General features: G+C 47.1%; 14 protein-coding genes. 3 read left to right on the top strand and 11 right to left on the bottom strand.

The features are described 5' to 3' along the window. Positions 1-184: 184 nt before the first annotated feature. The 11 genes from NF543_RS11690 to NF543_RS11640 form a co-directional block, all read right to left on the bottom strand. The gene (locus NF543_RS11690) at positions 185-1414 is read right to left on the bottom strand and encodes a Gfo/Idh/MocA family protein (RefSeq protein ID WP_257668310.1); all 1230 of its coding nucleotides are present in this window, start codon (positions 1412-1414) and stop codon (positions 185-187) included. A 32-nt stretch (positions 1415-1446) separates the two neighbouring features. After that, positions 1447-2415 (bottom strand): Gfo/Idh/MocA family oxidoreductase, encoded by a 969-nt coding sequence (locus tag NF543_RS11685; protein WP_257668309.1) that lies wholly within the window; start codon positions 2413-2415, stop codon positions 1447-1449. Between the two features lie 272 nt (positions 2416-2687). Continuing rightward, positions 2688-4445 carry an amidohydrolase family protein gene (locus tag NF543_RS11680; RefSeq protein WP_257668308.1) on the bottom strand — a complete coding sequence of 586 codons (1758 nt, stop codon included), beginning with the start codon at positions 4443-4445 and terminating at the stop codon, positions 2688-2690. A gap of 10 nt (positions 4446-4455) precedes the next feature. After that, complete coding sequence (locus NF543_RS11675; RefSeq protein WP_257668307.1) at positions 4456-5853, bottom strand: hypothetical protein; 1398 nt, start codon at positions 5851-5853, stop codon at positions 4456-4458. A 38-nt stretch (positions 5854-5891) separates the two neighbouring features. Continuing rightward, positions 5892-6266, bottom strand: a complete 375-nt coding sequence (locus NF543_RS11670) for a hypothetical protein (protein WP_257668306.1) — start codon at positions 6264-6266, stop codon at positions 5892-5894. 4 nt (positions 6267-6270) lie between these two features. Further along, entirely contained in the window at positions 6271-8406 is a 2136-nt protein-coding gene (locus tag NF543_RS11665) for a PVC-type heme-binding CxxCH protein (RefSeq protein ID WP_257668305.1), read from the bottom strand. A 6-nt stretch (positions 8407-8412) separates the two neighbouring features. Continuing rightward, the gene (locus NF543_RS11660) at positions 8413-9696 is read right to left on the bottom strand and encodes an NHL repeat-containing protein (protein ID WP_257668304.1); all 1284 of its coding nucleotides are present in this window, start codon (positions 9694-9696) and stop codon (positions 8413-8415) included. Positions 9697-9712: 16 nt separating this feature from the next. Then, positions 9713-11101 (bottom strand): neutral/alkaline non-lysosomal ceramidase N-terminal domain-containing protein, encoded by a 1389-nt coding sequence (locus NF543_RS11655; RefSeq protein ID WP_257668303.1) that lies wholly within the window; start codon positions 11099-11101, stop codon positions 9713-9715. Further along, positions 11102-12472, bottom strand: a complete 1371-nt coding sequence (locus NF543_RS11650; RefSeq protein WP_257668302.1) for a DegT/DnrJ/EryC1/StrS family aminotransferase — start codon at positions 12470-12472, stop codon at positions 11102-11104. 243 nt (positions 12473-12715) lie between these two features. Then, entirely contained in the window at positions 12716-13783 is a 1068-nt protein-coding gene (locus NF543_RS11645; protein ID WP_257668301.1) for a LacI family DNA-binding transcriptional regulator, read from the bottom strand. 244 nt (positions 13784-14027) lie between these two features. After that, a complete protein-coding gene (locus tag NF543_RS11640) occupies positions 14028-15053 on the bottom strand; it encodes a glycosylasparaginase (protein WP_257668300.1) in 1026 nt (341 codons plus the stop codon). A 367-nt stretch (positions 15054-15420) separates the two neighbouring features. Between NF543_RS11640 and NF543_RS11635 the strand changes: the two genes are divergently transcribed. From NF543_RS11635 to NF543_RS11625, 3 genes are read left to right on the top strand one after another with little or no spacing between them, the layout of a single operon-like run. After that, the gene (locus tag NF543_RS11635) at positions 15421-16533 is read left to right on the top strand and encodes a C40 family peptidase (protein WP_257668299.1); all 1113 of its coding nucleotides are present in this window, start codon (positions 15421-15423) and stop codon (positions 16531-16533) included. Then, complete coding sequence (locus NF543_RS11630) at positions 16523-17623, top strand: dipeptide epimerase (protein WP_257668298.1); 1101 nt, start codon at positions 16523-16525, stop codon at positions 17621-17623. Before NF543_RS11635 ends, NF543_RS11630 begins: the two co-directional genes overlap by 11 nt. A 35-nt stretch (positions 17624-17658) precedes the next feature. Next, complete coding sequence (locus tag NF543_RS11625; protein WP_257668297.1) at positions 17659-20847, top strand: SusC/RagA family TonB-linked outer membrane protein; 3189 nt, start codon at positions 17659-17661, stop codon at positions 20845-20847. The last annotated feature ends 19 nt before the right edge of the window (positions 20848-20866 follow it).

The following is a 20866-nucleotide window of genomic DNA, read 5'->3' as shown; positions in this document are numbered from 1 at the left end:
TGTCAATTGATTTAATTTAGTTATACACTGGTTATCAATAACTTAAAATTACGTTTACGTTACCGTAACTTACTGATAACATAACACAGATTGCATATACCGCATACGTCCTTACTATAAGTAAGATCCGTCTACTTGCACTTCAATTGTTATCATCAATGCAGCTCTCTGCCCATATGCATCATTATCCTTCCGGTAATCCCGGCCATTGCTGGAAAGCACCTGTATCGGCAGCTTTATTGGCTAGATGTACAGCAATAGCGGATTCCCTCCCAGTTTCCACATTCGAAAACGGTTTTTTACCTGTCTGGATGCATGCCGCAAAATCCAACAACGCATAAGCGGTAGGATCACGATTCTCTCCATCCGGCGTTACGAAATCTATGGGCACCGCTTCCCCTTGTCCCCAAGACTCCGCCGTAGCACCCGTCACGCCATCTACCGTAGTTAGCTCTTTCTTTACCGATTCGCCGTAAATAAATGCTTTGGATTGTTGCACTTCTATGGTCGCCTTTGTCCCCAGTATCCTTAGGGAATATCCTTTATAGGCATTGCTCAAAATCGAGCTTACACTTGCTTTAACGCCATCAGGATATTCATACAATGCCCGGATATTATCATAGGTTTCTCGTCCGTCTTTCCAGTAATCAATACCACCTATTGCAGTTACCCTCAGTGGATGACTGCCGGTCAACCAATTAACGATGTCGACTTGATGTGAGCAAAGCTCAGTCATCAGCCCTCCAGAATATTCCTTATACATTCGCCAATTGATCTGCCGTTCGAGTTCGGGGCGGGGTACCGGTCTTCGCCAATCTGAGTTACGGTGGTATTGGCATTCATACTGGAGCACTTCACCTAACCATCCACGTTCCATGATCTCTGCTATCTTATGGTACAATGCAAAATACCGGTATTGATGCCCCACCTGCAGGACAAGCTGCGGATAGTTTTTTACAAACCTTGCCAAATCATCCGCTTCTTCAATGGAATGAGCCATTGTTTTTTCCAGGTAGACATGTTTGCCGGCATCCAACGCTGCACAGGCGACAGGATAATGAAGGTGTTCGGGCAGCGCAATGATGACAGCTTGCACAGAACGGTCATCCAACAGGCGCCGATAATCCGAATATGCGGTAGCTGTTCCTCCTGTTATATCCAATCCATGCTGGAGGTGTTCGCTGATTATGTCGCAACATGCCACCACCTCAAGTGCTGGTAGGTTACGCAAAATATTGGCTATACCGCTCCCCCGACTGCCCACACCGATGATACCTAGGCGTATGCTTTCCCCGCTGACCGAACGGTAACTCCCAAAGGGCAGTTCAGCAGGGAAAGCCGCCATGCCTGCAAGCATCAACGAGCTAGACGCTATAAAATGTCTTCTTGAAACCAATCCATTATTATCCTTCATGTTAATCAAATCTTTTAAGCATACTTAAACCATCATTCACGCCCTAATATATCTCGAATCAAGATTGCCTTTCCGCCTTGCCTCTTACTTTCATCAGCTGCCTCCATGAAGGCAAAGAGCTCTAAGGTTTCCGCCGCATCCACAGGTGGCTCTCCGGTTTCGAAAAAATCCACGATCTTGTATAGCAATGGATTGTACCCATTGTATTCCGAAACAGCAACATGCCCTTTTTCGCCGTAGGCGGTGCCACCGTAACCATTTTTCCCCGTACGGGTTCCCCTGAATGTTCCTGTGCGCCCATCTGTCCAAATGCCAACTACGATATCTGTATTGGCATGGTGCACCCGGGTTACGCGCTCACACCCCATACCCATAATCGCGTAAAGCATCTCAACGCCATGGACGCCATACCAAAACAAATCAGGGTGAGAAGGTTCGAGTACAGCTGGGCTGAATGTGTCTGCTCCGGTGACTGGACCTATCAGGTTACCGGAGCGAATCATGGGGATATTTTCAACGTATCGAAGTGAAGAAGATGAAAACACGGGCACCTTATACTGCGCGGAAGCCTGAAAGATCGCTGCGGCATCGGCAAATGATGCCGCAATAGGTTTGTCAATAAACAGGCGTTTGCCGGATTTGAATACGGGAAGCGCTTGTTCCAAATGCAAACGGCCATCATTGGTCTCCAATAGTACCACATCCACATGCTCCAGTAATTCGGATATCGAATCGACAATCTTTACCCCATGCTCTTGAACTTCCTTGATGTAGCCCGGTATGCGCTTGGCGCTACTCTCGATGGTCTTGCTCCCATATGGATAGGCGGCTACCACCTTGTAACCTTTTAATTTGGGGTCGGCTTCTGCAGCATTTAATGCTTTGGTAAAGGCTACGCTATGCGACGTATCAAGGCCGATGATACCAACTCGTTTCCCCGATGGGGCATCACGGCCAATTCCGGCTTTCGCTCCGCCCAATGAAAAAGCAAGTCCTACCATAGTTGTATTTCGAATAAAATTTCTACGACTGTATTTATATTCCATAACTCATTTTTCAAGACATTACGCACACGACAACGATCATATTCAATGTGATAATCATCCATTTTTTCTTTTCAACAAGAATCTCCCAGCAGCTAACAGGTGCCTACAATTGGTTAACGGTAACGTACCCGCTAAGTACAATAATAATAGTTACACTTCCAAATATTTTTTGTTTTTTTATGGAGGTTCGCTTTACAATAGCTTTACCCGACCCAGCGAACCAAAACCTATTTCAACAAAAAACTCTTCGGGGTATTTTCTATCGGCAACCTATTAAGACATGGTTTTATTACATGCCATGCATTTCCTCCGAGAAGTTTCTTTTTTGTCGAAAGTGGGAGCCTTGTAAAAACCGCCCATCCGAGTTGTTGTCGAGGATCCCTCATCGGCAAATCCGATCCATACAGTATACGATCTTCACCGGCTCCTTCAATCAGGTATTCAATAATGCCTAAGTGCACGGGTGTCAGCGTGATCTCGGCATAGATATTCGGGTATTTTTTCATGGCAGCAATCGCCATATCCGCCATTTTGAAACTTCCACCGGCATGTGCAATTACCCAGCGCACATTTTGGTATTTTGGAGCCAACGTCTCGACTTCTTGCAAATCGGACCTGGTATTATGAAGCAGTCCATAAAAATGATGTTCATTTCCGTATTCCCACCAAACATCGTATGATTTATCGTGGTAAGGGATGCCATAGTGGACATAAGGTTTCATCCCGATAAATCGCTTGTCCTTATACACCTCGGGAATCATCTGTGCCAATTCTTCCTGCGTATAATGAGATGGATCAAAATTGGCCAGGCCCCAATAACCTCCGGGGGAAGCATCCAATGCGGCTGTTGTCGTTACATTTCCAGCTACTGAATCCACACTTACCACGCCATTCCAGCTCATCATCCCCCCTCCTTCGTACCCCAATCTTTTTACCAGGTCAAAAACACCACTTGGTCCGCCGTTGTGCATCCGATAGTGCCATCCAGCTCCGTGTAACCCTTCATGGAGTATGTGCATGTGCATATCAATCACCGGCGTTGGCACAGGCTTCCCTCGGCGAATTGCCGCCATTAACACATCCTCCTGTTTATTCACCCGGACTGATGGCGGTTGCTGTCCTTGAAGCAACCTGATCAGATTCCCTCCTGCGATCTTGTCTCTTGCAGTTTTGGGTATCCTTGCATAATCTATATAAGCCCTGTGCGCACCTGCCGACATCGTTGGGGCGTTCGATGCAAAGACCAGCTGATCGATAAATCCATCCTGATAAAGCGTTTCCAGCCCTTCGTTGATCTGAAAATTATCAAAACTAATGTGCAAGTTGCGGTACGTGGCAATCATAGGTAGCAAAAGCCGTTGGAAAGCCCAGGTGACACCAGTTAATAAAACCAACAAATTGGGGTACTGAAGTAGTAATTTTTTCACCCCCCCAAGCCCGCCAAACTCTTCTACCCTGATGATGGTTAACATGCGATTATCGTTTAACCAGTGGAGCAATTCCTGGCTTTGCTCGGCCTGCCAATCCCATCCATTCGAGGCGGGGTGAATCGTTATCGCCCGCACATGATGGGCTTTCATTAGTTTCCCTAATTCAGCCGGCGGGGGGAACTCACCTGTGTGATGCGGCATGGCATTCCAAATGGCAAACAGATAGGGATACGGTTTGATCAATTTACTCAGGTCCAGATTGGAATACATCGGATCGTAGTTAACGGCAAGGGTTGAGGCCACCAATGCTCCGGATATGGAACAGTGGTCCATTTCATCCACCAAATGCTTCAGGCTCCACCGCTCTGCCGGATGTTTATGTTTTTTCGGGCCGATTAGCGTGAATCCGTCAAAAAACATGGAAGACTCTTCTTCCTCCCTAAAGGGGTTAGCCGCCATTGTCAGCGAAGGAACAGCCGCCGTAGCAGCTACGCCGAGACTAGCCAAGGAACTTTTAAGGATAAATTCACGTCTGGAATAGTCCTTTCTGAACATCTGATTCGTTTTAGTATTTTTTTAGCAATCTTTCCATCACATCCATCAGTATTTTCTCAGCCTCAGCGGTTACCCCCGAAGCTGGACCAGCCTCGTAGCCCCCTTCTTCATATGCTTTGGCCGTACATATATATCCCGGCGCATAATCGCCATACCCAGCTACTGCCACAAAACGGTCCTCGCGCATGGCCTTCGCCGCAAGCTGATACTCCACAAAAGGCTCTCCAGGCAAGTGCAGAATGCTCGCCTTCCCTAATCCCAGGCAGGAGACTTGAATATACTTCCCTTGCTTCTGGCGTTTGGCCCAGGCCAGCTTATACACATTGTTGGCCAAATATACCGCATCGTGCTCGGTGAGTTCATGTTCCAATTGTTCTGCATATTTAGCCATGGGAAAGACAACGGGTTCCGATTGCCAGGTTACATCACCAGGTGTAATGGGTAGCTTTTCAGTTGCATCCCAGGCTCTTTTCATTCCATCTGCCAATCGTTCCGCTAGTTTTAGTCGATTTTCTTTAGCGCCATCGTTATATTTGCCAGCGGTGATATTTGCTCCTGCTCCATTAAAATGGATATGTAACGCATCCGGAACCGCCATTTGCCGCATGAAGCGGGCTACTCCGGGAAAATCCGGATTGGCCGTACCGGTACGGTAGTAACTTTGCGGGTGAACGGCATAGTAACTGAGCACGGCCAGCGGCTTATCCTGGTTCCAAAAACTGATCAAGGACACCATTGGATCAATCAGCCCTTCAGGCCTGTCCCGCAATGCCGGATCCTTGGTGGCCGAAGTACGACTGGCCGTTGATTTTCCATGGGCATCCAGTAGTCGTCGATTGGAAGCTACCTCATGAACCGGCGATTCCCCCAAACCTATGTGTGTTACCCGTTGGCTTTGATTAAGTGAAATGCGAATGGCTGAGTCGAGTCTATGAATCACTTCCCGTGCAAAACTACCTTCAAAATTAATGGGATCAAGTCCCTTAGCGTTCAATAGCTTTTCTGCTGTAAAATCACAGGTTGGCGCATCGTGCTGGTGTACAGTATGAACAACCACCCGATCCGGAACGGTACCTGCCGCATGTGCCATTACGCTTTTGAACTCGTCTTGCCCTTCATTCGCAATACCGATCCAGTCTATCGCGCATAAAACAATGGGCTGGCCTGCTCCCATAAGCACCACACCCCGTGCCCGCAATCCCATATCCCAAGTATGGGTCATCCGATCGTAGGTAAGGTAGCTACCGACAGGTGGCGTTGCATCCACATCAAACGTACTTATCCGGAGGCTATCTGATATATCCTGGGCAGCTATTTGGGACGGAGTTATATACATGCCAATAACCACCGTAAAGATTAACCAATACCGTGCGCTTCTAAGTGCTGTTATTCCGGCTTTATTATGCATACTTCGCCATTATTTTGACATGGATTACCGTGATTACCTCATTGTTGCCTGGGTGCCCAATAGGTGCAGGTCCCTTCCGGCTCAATCGGCCCCTTAAACAATGTACAGCCGCCGCAAGTTTGACCTTTCTTTGGCGGAAGCCATAAATTGCACAGCTGACACTGCGTATCTTCCATTGGTGATTTTTCTTCGTACCCCAGTTGTTTCCTTATCTTAAAATCGTCTTTCGTAAGTTTGGAGTAGTCGCCACAATCCCCACCAAACCTGTCGCTCAGCTCCTCCTCTTTTTCCTTCTTTTTATTGGTGGCATTGCCGCATCCGGCTATAAATATTCCACCAGTTGCGACATAAAAACCCGATGTGACCAATTGCTGTATAAAGGCTCTCCGTGTGTTTTCTTGTTTCGGTGCCATCATATTAATTATTGCTAGGCCCGTTAAGAGCCGTTGTAATTTCCTCGATTGCTTTTTTGGAAACTGCGGAGGTTATCGCTGTCCCTTGTTTTTGCAAGGCTGCTATCAGCTTCTTTTTATCCGCGTCGTTCAGCGTGGTCTTCTTAGCCCCTTTTAAGAAGCCGGATAGCACAGCTTGTTGGAAGCCGGCTTGTTGAGCCAGTACCGGCTGGGTCAGCTTATTGATAATCGATAGGACATCCTGAAGTTTCCCCGTTGCCCCCACAGCGGTTGAAAAATCTGTCATGAATTTAATTTTCCCATCGGCCTCCGTTTCAAAAAAGCCGTTGGCCAGCAGAGCCTCCAATAAAGCAGCAGACGTTCCGCTTTCCGCACTTAACACCGCCTTTCTATACCATTCATCTTCGCTATGTTGCAGCACCGCTTTTGCCAACGCAGTTACTGCTGTGCTTCTGGTAAACTGACCAACGCTCAAGACAGCCTGAAATGCCGTTTGGGGCGCTGGGTCATCCAGCATGTTCACTAGCTTATCCAACATCTCCGGAAACTGCTCAGCCAGCATAATAGCGTGTCTCCTAACCTGCGCGTTGGTATCATATAGCGCTTTTTCAACAACCGGACTCGTTAAAGCCTGCAATCCTTCTAGTGTATACATGGCATGCAATCGAGCACGAGGGTCTGTGCTTTCGTTGAATAATTTTTCGAGGGCAGGTACAACCGACTGATCCTGGCGTTCAACCAGTAAGCGTTGTGCCTGTAAGCGCCACCACTGATTCGCATGCGCCAGCAACGGAACCAACTCAGCCACTGGCTTGTCGCCCAAACCAGGCTTCCGCAGTTCAGGAACCCCTTTATCCGTCGGATAGATCCGATAAATCCGCCCATACTGATTACCATGCACAAAATCCATATCCGCTTTCAGCTCTTCAGGAATGGAAACAGGCGTCTCAATATGCTGCCTGTACATATCCAGCATATACAAAGCCCCATCAGGGCCGACGGTAAAATTCACCGGTCGGAACCAAGGATCAGACGAAGCCAGAAACTCCCTATCCGTCTCATCCGCAGCCCGCCTCGCCGAAAAGAAAGGACCTTTATCCGTCGGCTCAATCACATCCCGATGCACCAAATTACACGCCACCTCGCCCGTAAACACATTCCCATAAAAAGACGCCGGAAACAAATCAGCCGCGTACAGCGTCCCGCCGGAAGCCCCGGTAAAATGCCCCTCAATATGTTCCACCCGATCGAGCCCAGCCTCATCATACTGTTGCTGCCGTTGCTTACTCCGTTCCGTCCGCCAATAGGGTGGCTCACTGATCTGAAACACCGTTAAATCGTGTGCATAGATATTCGCCACTCCTGCATAAGAAGGCAAGCCCTTCTTCCTATGCAAGTACCGCCAGGGGATCGGTGCCATTTGGATATGCAAGGTATTCTGCGTAAAAAAACGATTCCCCCAATCATCCATCGCCAGTCCGAATTGCCCCGCACCCGATTCCACTTCAAACAAATTCTTATCCAGCCTAAACCTAAAATCGCCACCGGCAACCGGTAGGGCAGGCAAATCCGGTTTTCTGTTAAATTTCACCTCTCCCTTCTGACCGTTATTATTCGCATAAATCCAATTATCGACCCCATACCGCAGGTTCGTGATCTGCGCTTCCGAATTATTCTCGAAGAAACCGGTAAACAACACCTCATTCACATCAACTTTGTTATCACCGGTGGTGTCTCTCAAGAATAAAATATTCGGCGCCGAGGTGACAATCAATCCACCATTCCAAGGGAGCATACTGGTTGCATCCGCTAATCCTTCTGCAAAAATAACAGCATCATCCAGTTTCCCGTCGCCACTGGTATCGCTTAGCAAACGTATTTTACCTCGGCCTTGTCCCTGCTCCGGTTTATATGGATAATCTCCCATCTCCAGCACGTATATTCGTCCATCTTCATCAAAGACCATCTCCACCGGATCCATCACCAAAGGCTCTGAAGCAACGTTTTCAATCGTGAACCCCTCATGCAATTCAAACCGCTTCAACGCTTCGTCGGGTGTAAGCGCCTCTTTGTATCGACCCTCATCAGCGCAGGCCTGCAAAAGCAATGCAACGCAATAAGCCGTAATCATTCTGTTCATAGCCTCTTAATTAAATGGATTAGCAATCTTTATCAAATCTTCCACTTCCACGCCTTCCTGTTCAAACCGCGCAAGCACATACACATCCCCATGATCATCGATGGCAATGGAGTTTACATACGTTGGCCGCGTACCATCCTCGTAAAAAATAGCACCATGATCTCGATACGCTTTCCGCCGAATGTTATAGGTAACCAAATGGAGGTTTTCAAGGCCCTTTGCCGCCCCTTTCGCAATTTCGTTCGCCCCCTTTATTCGTTGCCCATCCACATAAATAGGCCCACCAGTTAAATAATAAATGGTTTCCCCATTTTTCCCCGGCTGAAAACCCAGATAGCCGTAACTAAACTGATCAAACATGCCACTGCGTTGAGATGGCACTGAGGTTATGCGCCTAACAATCTCCAACGAAGGCGTCGCCGGGTCAAACCGGAATAAATACCCCGAATTGCCATGCACCCCATACGCTACCTGTTCCGGCGCATGCCAAAAAATTTTGCGCCAATTGTATCCCATGCTGCCTGGTCGAGTTGGGTCATATTTCCCAAAGTAGTCCAGCCGCATATCAACCCCTTCCAATATAGAAAAAGAAGGTTCTCCGGCGCGATAGGTCATTATATCTCCCTCCGCTGTGGAAAAGTAAAGTGTGCCCGTCTGGGGATCAACAAACATGGAGCGACAAATCACCCGGTAATCGTCGCCCACTTTGCCAGCCTCTCCCGCTCCACATGGCAACCCTATTTTCTTTATGGTTCGGGTTTTCATGTCGTAATGAAGGAGACATCCCATGGGCCAAGTGAGGGCGTAGATGTGTCCCCTGCCCCCATCAATCGTCATCGTCAAAATCCCTTCTCCCTCAGGGGTAATAGCCAAATCATCAAAAGTGCCCGAAGCTAGATCGTACGAAAGCAAATGCCCTCCCGGATAAAGCGCGTAACCACTAGGGGCAACCTCATGCAGTCGCTCCATATCATCGCGCATATCATACACACCCACATGGGTGGCAAAGTATAGTTTGCCTTCAAATTCATAAAACCTGACATGGCTTTTCCCCTGCGGGATCGTTTTCCTACCATTTTCGCCACAAATTTCAGTCAAGTCAGCCAAAAACGATGTTTTGTCTGTTTGTGGGTCATACACATAAATCTGACCTCCAATATCATACGATTCCGACGACAGTACATAGTAAACTTTTCCATCGCTGGCCACAGAAATGGCATTATACGTATCGTGCGCCAGCTTGAACCCGGAGTAATAGCGCTTTGCTGTAAGTATTTTTTCCTGAATCATTCGTAAAATTAACATGTTAAAGTTGCCCAATCACCCGGTCACAGCCTTCATCGATTAGCTGCTCAATCGTAACACCCCACTTTGCTGGAAGCCCGTACACTTTCTGAGCGGTATCCCCTTCGTAACCACCCTCCCTTAAAATGGTGGCCGACGGAATATACCCCATCACGTCATTGCAATACCCCATCACAAAGGTATCCTGTCCGTACTTTGCTTTCAGCTTAATGGCATACTCCACCACAAGTTCACCACCCAAACTAACCAGAAGCTGATCGCCCAGTTGCCAAGCCTGAATGGGATATGCGTAGCTTCTTTCCAACCGCTCCCCATTTTGCAGTCGCTCAAGCATCCTTTCAGCCCATGCCAACACATAGGGAATCTGCCCCTCTTTCCCTAGTATCTGTTTTAAATCTTCCGCTGTTGGCGGATCTTCCAATGGCAATTCCACTTCCTGGTAGGCCGTTCTCAGCCGTGGTTCGAGCATTTTTAGATCATCCTCCTCCAAAACACGCTCCACCGCAGCAGCCAGTTCCTTGCCGTATTGTTTAGCCAATGGGATGCTACGCCTAGGTAGTGGGTTCTGATCGCCTCCGGCTCCTTGAAAAAACAAGGCAACGGCACCTGGATAACGTTGCTCCAATTCCAACTGGGCAAATCCAACATAGTCACCCGAATACTGATAGCCATCCAGTACGGTAGGGTGACAGGCATACCCAAAGAGTATGGCTTTTAATTTTCCCGAAGGGGTGGTCACTTTTAATACAGGAACGGAATGATCAATAGGCCCTTTTAGTTCCGTTAACTTCTCTAAATTCTTTTGGTCATTATTCCGCCGGTTTACCTGAAAGCGTGTCACCCCCTGTCCCGATGTTAGTATAGCCGTTTCCATCTGCTTAACTGCCGTCGTTACCAACTTCACAAGCTGTTCTTCCAACCATATGGAGTAGCGTTGTATGCGTTCCAGATCTTCCGGCTTAACCGGATAAATGTCTCGTAGCGATTCTACCAGTACCGGGCCCGAGTGGGTATGTGAACTGTTTAATATGATTTCGGCTTTCGACAAGCCCAACTGCGCGGAAAGCGCACCCCGGATCCGTCTCGACATGTTGCGGGGAAGCCCCAAGAGGTCGGTCGTAACGATAACCGCCATGTTACCATCGTTGTCCTCTAACACAAGAGCCTTTGCCCATAGGTCATGCAGTTTCCCTTCTGCAGCATGAGTTCTGCTCGCATAACCGGCAAGCCATGTTGCCTCTTTGGGCGTGATGATGGTGGTTGCTACGCCTACATTCCAAACCCCTTTTGGTTGGTCTTGCTGAAAATCGGCAAAAACAGGGCTCATGCCAACAAGCAACCATACAATCACCTGTCCCACTTTACTATGAATCAAACTCCTTGTCCCCATTTAGCCATGTAGTTTTGCAATGCTTGCTGCATTTTTATGAATTCTTGAGATGGCACCGGCGATCTCATCCATATCAGTACGTGGCCCCAGCAGCATATTTTGTGTTAACCAAACCGCCTCTTCATTGCATAACTGCTCATTTTTAGGGCATCTATTGGCGGCCACATACGCATCAAAATCAAGCATTTCGGGCGGATAAATTGCTTTAAAAGCAGCCGATTGGAACGCATCGTTTAGGTAAGGTTTGTCGGTTAACAACGTATAACCGCTCGAACATGGCACACCCTCTGCCCGCATCGCCTTGATAAAACTCGTTCTAGTCAACCCGCCAAAAGCTTCTTTCATAAACCGGAACGGGTATAGGTGAAACGCCGCGCGTGTTACTTTATCGTACAGTTTATACGGAACAATGCCCGGTATTTGCTGAAGTAACGAACTTAAATAAGCTGCGTTTTCATTCCTAGTGGTAGTCTCTGCATCGAGTCTTTTCAGCATGGCCAAGCCAATGGCTGCCTGATACTCCGTAAAACGCACCTTAGTCCCCATAATGACACTCCCCGACGAAACAGTGCCCACCGCGGTACCATAGGGAATCCCCAGATTATGGTATGAAAAACAACGATCAATAAACTGATCATCGTTACTCACCACCGCCCCGCCCTCACCTATGGGCAAGTTCTTTGAGTTTTGGAAACTAAAACATCCTGCATGGCCGATGGTTCCAACTTTTTTATGATTATATTCAGCCAAATGTGCCTGGCATGCATCCTCAATAACAAAGAGGTTATATTTTTTGGCGATGGCCATGATACGATCCATATCAACGGGTAAGCCCAGGATATGTACTGGCATGATGGCTTTGGTGCGCGACGTTATTTTTGCTTCGATTTTCGTTGGATCAATCTGGAAGGTTTCCGGATCAATATCCACAAAAACAGGCATGGCACCATTAAGTAGCACCGATGTCACCGATGCAATGAAGGTGTATGGTGGTACAATCACTTCGTCGCCCGCGCCAATATGAAACTGGCTGAGCGCTGTGATTAATGCGTTGGTGCCGTTTACCACAGATAAACACCTTTTTGCACCAAGCGTGCGGGCCCATTCACTCTCAAATTCGGCTGTTACGGAGGCACGCGACCATATTCCACTCCTGACCACCTCAAGCAATTTTTTTTCATCGGTTTCAGGCACCCATCTAGGCCACTTTGGCCATTGTTTATCAGCCCATATCCCGCGACCACCCAATATGGCCGGTTTACTACCGATAGCTAAGGTGGAGGAAAAAACATGAGGTGCCACCGCTATTCCAGCTCCGAGCAGGGAACTTTTCGCAATGAAATCACGCCTTGAGTAATTTTTCGCTGTCATGGTTTCTGATTTTTTAATGAATAGCCAACCTAGGTTATTTCATTGTTACTATAAAAACGTGCACGTACACGAAAATAGTTAGGAGCACATAATACCTATCTCTTTCCCAAAAGCACTCATTAAATAATGATTTACAATTTTATAACCGGTAACGTACCCGCTAAATAATGAAATAATAATTACACTTCCAAATATATTCCTGTATTTTTTCTAATCGTAGGCCCAAGCATCATTCCCGGCTTATCAATTGCTATAAAATTCATAGTTCTCTTTTGTTATGATATCAATTGGCATAAATTTTTCCTTTTCAATGGCAGTTCCCATAACAATATGCTGAAACAATGACATAATACCGATGTATCCTTGCTCTTCGGGCTTTTGGCAAATCAAGAAATCAATGATACCCCGCTTCAAGTATTCGATATTCTCGCTAAGGAAATCATACCCCACTAAAATTTTATCCTGTATATTTTTCTTTTCGAAGTAATGGGCAACCGATTGCACCCGGGAATTTGTTACGAAAACAGCATCAATATCATGGTGTACTTCAAAAGCCCAATCTAAATCGGCGTCGATGGAGGCCTCACTCGTGTTCCTGATATCAATCTTGACTAGCTTGTTTAGGACTTTATCGTTTTCACTGAAAAAGGCCCTAAATCCCTCTTCTTTCCTAAGTAGGTGATGATAACTATCAATTTCCTTAGAGATATTCACAATGAGAATTTTTCCTTCTTTCAACCCAAAACTAATCAGGTGTGCAGCTTGGTAACCGCTCTGATATAGGTGTGGGCCAATATAACATAAACTATGCTGCGCTGGAATGTCTGAATTGATAAACACATATGGAAGACCCCGTTGACGGCATGTCGCAGTAAACTCCAAAGATTCACTGATGAATGAAGGAGCAAGTAGCACACCGTCAAAATTGCCAGCCAGGATTTTTTCAGCTGCTTTGGAGAACGTCGTTTTGTCATTGAGGTCATAAAAGTAACGTACGATACTGACTCCATACTGTTTTATCTCATCTTCTGCGCGTCCTATACCACGTAAAGGGGACTCCCAATAATCCGTCTCCTGGGATTCAGGAATGAGCACCACAAAACGATTCACCTTCTTTGAGGCTAGGCGACTGGCAAGGATGTTGGGTTGAAACCCGATTTCTTCAATAATCTCATTAATCTTTTTTCGTGTATTTTCCGAAACTCCCTTCCGGTTATGTATAACCCGGTCGACAGTAGCTATGGAGACATTAGCTCTACGCGCTATCTCCTTCACTCCAGAGAGTTGAGGCTTGTCATTTTGTTTATCCATATAAGTAATGCTTAATTTTTAAGTTACAATTTCATCTAATTATTTTTCTTTTATCGGTTGATGAGAGCTCGATGTAAATAATCATTGCCCTGTGTGTCAATATTATTTACACCTCGGTTTCTTTCCATTGGTTATTTTCCGCGCAAAACTAATGCTAAAATCATCAATCTACAATCGTAAATCTAAAATCGTAAATCTACAATCGTAAATCTACAATCGTAAATCTACAATCTAAAATCGTAAATTAGTACACGCTCTCCCCTTTCACCAACAAATCCTGCTTATCCTTACCGCATACGGCGTACGAAAAGCCCTGTTGCAAGGAAAACGCTCCGTATTCGCCTTGTTTGTTCATGGCCAAGAATCCAACCTGTATTTCCTTGGCTGTATCCGGTTTCTTTTTGATGATGCGTTCCACCGCCTCCCGGCAGGCATCTTGAGGCGAAAGCCCTTGCCGCATCAGCTCCACCACCAAGAAACTACCCACCGTACGAATCACTTCTTCACCCACCCCAGTGGCTGTAGCTGCGCCAATCTCATTATCAACATACAGCCCAGCACCAATGATGGGGCTATCGCCTACCCGACCGTACATCTTGAAGGCCATACCGCTGGTGGTACATGCACCCGAAAGGTTGCCATTCATATCCATTGCGAGCATCCCAATGGTATCGTGGTTATATTGATTGCCGGGCAGTTTCGCTGTGGCGAATGACTTATTCTCAATATTGATGACCGGTTCATATTTCTTTTCTTTGAGCCATTCCTTCCAAGCTTTCTCGCCTTCCGGCGTAAGCAGCTCCTCCTTTTCAAAGCCATTTTCCAGCGCAAACTGTAAAGCCCCTTCCCCTACGAGCATGACATGAGGCGTCTTTTCCATCACCATACGCGCCACCGAAATGGGATGTGCAATATGTTGTATGGCGGCGACGGAACCGCAATTCCCCGCTTCGTCCATGATACAGGCATCCAGGGTGACGTGCCCGTCCCTATCGGGATATCCTCCTTTGCCCACTGTCATATTGGTCAAATCGGCTTCCGCTACCCGCACTCCTGCTTCCACCGCATCCAACGCGCGTCCATTCGCATTCAACACTTTCCAAGCTGCCTGGTTGGCCACAACTCCAAAATCCCATGTTGAAACCACAATAGGTTTGTTGTCCATGGCAGTTCCCCCACTCCGGTTGGCACAGGCAACCAATAACCCGCTTGCAGAAAGCACTGATGCCCCCATGGCTCCCGTTTTAATAAATTTTCTCCTATTAATCATCTACTTCTTCATTACTTGGCTTCAAGGCGCAAATTTTACGTTATTATTTGAGTAAAAAAAACCGAAATCAATCAAAATCATTTTTTGGCATACGTGTTTATGCATGAATTTTAGTGTTTCCATGAATTAATCGTAAAAAATATTGCACACCTATTAATTATATATTACCTTAGACGGAAACTTACCCTTTATGGAAACCTACCGTAAGGTCATATTAATACTATTTTGTATTGTTTTCGGTATAAAAAGTTATGCCCAAATAACTTTGCCGGATTCTGCTGTATATCAAAAAATCACGCATATAGTCGAAGAAGTTATTAAGGTATACGCACCGGACAAACGTACCGCCATTTTTGAATTACAGGCTTTGGATAAATTTACTCATAGCTACCAGATTGAAACAACCGAACCAAAAGCTAAAGAACACTTCAGGCAACTGCTATCAGAAAATCACATTCCTGCCTCAAAGGTAACTATAAAACTTTTGCCAGATAGCAGTGTCAACGGGAATGTTATAGGAATCGTAAACCTCTCTGTGGCAAACCTTCGCACAACACCGCGGAACCAAGCCGAATTGGCCACTCAAGTGTTACTTGGCACACCGGTAGACTTGCTACAAAAAAAGGATGGGTATTTCCGGATTCGCACACCTGAAGGCTACATCTCGTGGGTAAGCGCATCCTCCATTACCCCGAAATCCAAATCTGAACTTCATCAATGGAAAACAGCCAGAAAAGTGATATTTACGGCTGATTTTGGACATTCCTATGTAGAACCAGATGAAAAATCCCTCCGGGTTTCCGATTTAGTGATGGGAAACATCCTTACCCTAGAAGATGAATCAGCTGGTTTTGTGAAGGTAGGCTACCCAGATGGGCGCATGGCCTATATCAAGAACGAGCAGGCACGGCCATTTGATGAATGGCTTGGCACCCTTAACCCAACACCCGAAAACATATTAGCAACAGCCAAAACCATGATGGGACTCCCTTATCTTTGGGGGGGTACCTCGGTAAAAGGAGTGGATTGCAGCGGTTTCACCAAAACGGCATATTACATGAATGGTGTAATCATTCCCAGGGATGCCTCGCAGCAGGTATTGGCTGGGCAGCCTGTCGACATCCTCTCCGCAGATACGTTGGATACAGCGAAGGCGCTCAAAAATTTGCAACCTGCCGATTTACTCTTTTTCGCTTCAGGGGAAAACCGCGCTCCCGATGCCAGGATCACACATGTGGCGCTTTACCTGGGTAATGGCGAGTTCATCCATGCAGCGGGCACGGTACGCATCAATAGCATGCTTAGCCAAGCTCCCAACTACGATGACTTCCAATCGCGTACATTGGTGGCGGCACGCAGGTATCTCGGACAGGTAGATATAGCCCTGCGACCCATTGCGCTACACCCGGCCTATGCCAGTCCCGATGGCCAGCAAATAACCCCAACAGACAATTCCAAGCCCCATAACAATGACCGCTGAAATCGCATCGAATACACCGACCAGTCTTTTTAACACTGCCAATACCATCACGCGGAAAACGGGTAGATTCACACTGCGTTACCGACCCTATACGTTGGAAATGAGACACGTGTTTACCATCGCCGCTGGTTCACGCAGCACTACTCCCGTGGTGCTTACTGCGCTCGAATTTGATGGTATTGTCGGTTACGGCGAGGCTTCCATGCCCCCATATTTGGGCGAATCGCACGAAAGTGTCTTGGCTTTTTTAGACAAGGTAGACCTCACTGGTTTCAATGACCCATTTCTCACCGAGCATATACTGGAATATGTAGATGCAATCGCCTTAAAAAACACGGCGGCCAAAGCTTCCTTAGATATCGCCCTGCATGACCTATTGGGCAAGACTATGCAGCAGCCTTGGCACCGCATATGGGGTTATAATCCGGCAACCACACCTAATACCTCCTTTACCATCGGTATTGATACCGCTGAGAAAGTGAGGCAGAAAGTGAGCGAAGCCGAGCCTTATCAGTTACTTAAGGTAAAACTAGGGCTCGATACAGACAAAATGATGATCGAGGCCATCCGTGAGGTGACGGACAAACCGCTCTGCGTGGATGTGAACCAAGGATGGAAACAACGGGACGAAGCCCTGGAGATGAGCCATTGGCTGGCCGAACGAGGTGTTGTTTTCTTGGAACAACCCATGCCCAAGGAGCAGATAGATGACAACACTTGGCTCACTGAAAACAGCCCCATTCCCACCATTGGCGACGAAGCCGTGCAACGTTTGGATGATGTACGAAAAGCCCATGGTGTATACAGTGGCATCAACATCAAACTGATGAAATGTACGGGCATGCGGGAGGCACACAAAATGGCCGAATTGGCCCGCGCACTCGACATGAAGGTGATGCTCGGCTGCATGACCGAAACATCATGTGCCATATCGGCCGCCGCACAATTGTCGCCCATTGTAGATTGGGCGGATTTGGATGGCGCCTTACTCATCAGCAACGACGTGTACCAAGGCATGGCGGTGGTCGACGGCAAGGTAGTATTGTCAGACAAGGCGGGGATTGGGATAACGCAATTAAGCAACACTTAATAATTAACCAAAGTACTAACAAAAACTAAACAACTATGAAGAAGCGACTACTTTTAGCCGTTTGGCTGATGTGCTGTGGATTGGTTTCCACTACGTTGGCCAGGCAATCTGCCGTCACCGGCAGGGTGACGGACGCTACCGATGGCACCCCGCTTTCGGGTGTCACCGTGACGGTGAAGGGCACCAACACGGCAACAGCCACTGATGGAAATGGCAATTACAGCATTAATGTGCCGAGCGGCGATGCTGTGTTGGTCTTCCAAATGATTGGTTATGCTACCCAAGAAATTCGAGTAGGCAGCAGCACTGTCATTCCTGTGCAGCTTGAATCCACAAAACGAAATCTGGACGAGGTGATCGTAGTAGCCTATGGCACGACAACGAAGGGAACCTATACAGGCTCGGCATCGGTAATCGGGGGTGAGGAGCTCAAGGATGCTTCAACGGTTTCGTTTGAAAGTGCATTGCTTGGTAAAATGCCGGGCATACAGATTACTAACACATCTGGGCAGGCCGGCTCGGCACCCAGCATCCGTATCCGTGGCATCGGTTCCATGAATGCTTCCAACGAACCCTTGTATGTCATTGATGGGGTTCCCGTGGTATCGGGAAGTGGTGGCCAGATGGGAGACTACCTGTATACATCAAATAATGTACTAAACGCACTAAATCCCGCTGACATCGAATCTGTCACGGTCTTGAAAGATGCCGCTGCTTCTTCCCTATATGGCTCACGAGCCGCCAATGGTGTGGTGCTCATCACGACCAAAAAAGGGAAATTGGGAAAACCAACCATTAATTTCCGGACATCTATTGGCTTTACGCCAAGTTGGGCTACCGATAATTATGAACCAGCCGGCGTGCAGGAACAGGTGAATATGCTTTATCAGGTATTCCATGATTACCGTACAACTAGTGGGATGACTGAAGATCAAGCCAATACCTCGGCACTCGGCATGCTCAACAGCCGGTTTAACCGTCATGGCTACCGTTTCGAAACCAATGGTGCCGGACTATACGAAAACGTGCAAATCAAGGGAATGACGGATGGTTTAGTAAACCGAGAAGGCACATATTTCGATTGGAAAGACCTTCTTTTCCGGACAGGCATGTACCAAACCAACGACCTATCGGTAAGTGGTGGTACTGAAGACACCAAATACTATACTTCCCTTTCATACACCAAAGACAAAAACAGGGTGGTGCTTAATGAATATGATCGCATTGCTGGCCGTGTAAACCTGTCGCAAAAGGTGGGAAAACATATTGAGTTTATTTCGAATGTCAGCGTATCCAACAACCAGCAGGAAGGTTATAATGATACACGTAACCTCGGTGGAAATTATTATCTGCAAACCCGGAATCTTCTATGGCCACTCTACTGGCCCACCGACTACAAAACCGGTGAACCCTGGACAGCAAGGTATGGCAGCTATGCTTATAATGCTGACTATTACGAAAACGAATGGGACAACCAATCAAAGTCGTTGCGACTATCCGTCAATGAAACACTGAATATCCAGATACTTCCTGAACTGAACATAAAATCGGTATTTTCTTATGAGAATAATGAGGTAAAAGAACACTTGTATTATAGCTCAAATCATTACAGTGGAGTCACTGATAAAGGTAGCATACATGAAATCAGTACCACTTATAAGAAACTGGTATCATCCAATACAGCCAATTACAGCAAACAATTCGGCTTGCACGGCGTAAATTTGCTTGCTGGCTTTGAGGTGGAGAAAAACCAAACGGATTTTCAGCGTTCAACTGGCACAAACCTGCCCTCTAGCACATTGCCTTCAGTGAGCACTGCTGGAGATCTGGACGCCAACGCCTACTATTGGGGCTACAACATGATGTCTGTACTGTCCCGGGCGGAATATAACTACGGTCAAAAATACAACTTTTCGACTTCCTATCGTCGCGATGGTTCTTCCCGTTTGGCGCCAAACGGACGCTGGAGCGACTTTTGGTCAATAGGTGCGGCATGGACCCTAAGCAATGAGCAATTCATGGATGGGATGGATTACCTCAGCAACTTACGCCTGCGCGCTTCTTATGGAGCAAACGGCACGCAGCCTACCGATAATTATGGCTGGCGTTCATTGATTTACTATGAGGATGGTTACATGGGGGCCCCAGGTGGTCGCATCACCGCGTTGGGCAATCCCGAACTCGCCTGGGAGGCTAATTATACGACAAACTTGGCCTTGGAATTTGGATTACTCAACAACAGGTTATATGGTACCGTGGAATACTTCAACCGCGATTCCAAAAGACTGTTGCAGGATGTACGCATCTCCATGGTAACAGGATTCGGAGACATTCTGAAGAATATCGGTGAAGTAAACAACCGTGGTGTTGAGATTGAATTGGGGTACGACATTTTACGGTCCGGTGATTGGAAATGGAGTGCAAATATCAATGGTTCATTCATCCGGTCTAACGTAACCAAACTATATGCCAATGAAGAATCGACCACGGACAATGGTGTAATCTGGAATGACCCGACTGGTAATGATGCCCGAGCGCAGTTTATCTATCGTGAAGGCGAATCCATGTTGAGTTTTTATGGATTTGAATGGGCCGGTGTAAATTCGGAAAACGGCAGGAACGTTTGGTATGTAAACGATCCGACAGATCCCAACGCCGGTGATTTCATTTACAATGGGCGGGGAGCCACATATACCTATTCGAGTGCGTACCGCACCATACTGGGCTCGGCCCTACCGAAAGTAGCCGGGGGCTTCAACACGGATGTTTCCTATAAAGGCTTCTCGCTTGGCCTCAATTTTATTTATAAAATTGGCGGACACCTCTATGATGGTGCATTCAAGGATGTGGCCGATGATGGATATTATTGGGAGCGTATCCGTGCGCAATATTATTATGACAATCGGTGGACCGACTCGAATACTGGCGGCTCACTCCCCCGGTTGGACGGCAACGACCTGACTGACCCCATGCAGTACAGCAGCCGCCAAATGCACGATGCCAGCTTCCTCCGTTTGAAGAATATCAATCTGGCCTATGCCATTCCCATGCAAGTGGTGAATAAAATCGGGGTGACAAATGCCCGCATATACTTCAACGGCACAAACCTACTGACTTTTTCCAAATACAAGATTGCTGATCCGGAGGTAAACCATTTCGGCACCCGGGGCTGGGAAACCCCGTATGCGAAGATTTATACGTTTGGTGTCGAACTTAGCTTCTAACAATTAAAACATGAATACG

This window comes from Parapedobacter tibetensis, assembly GCF_024704835.1.
GTDB lineage: Bacteria > Bacteroidota > Bacteroidia > Sphingobacteriales > Sphingobacteriaceae > Parapedobacter > Parapedobacter tibetensis.
Note: the sequence above shows the minus strand (reverse complement) of the source record. Positions and strands in the feature narration are given on the sequence as shown.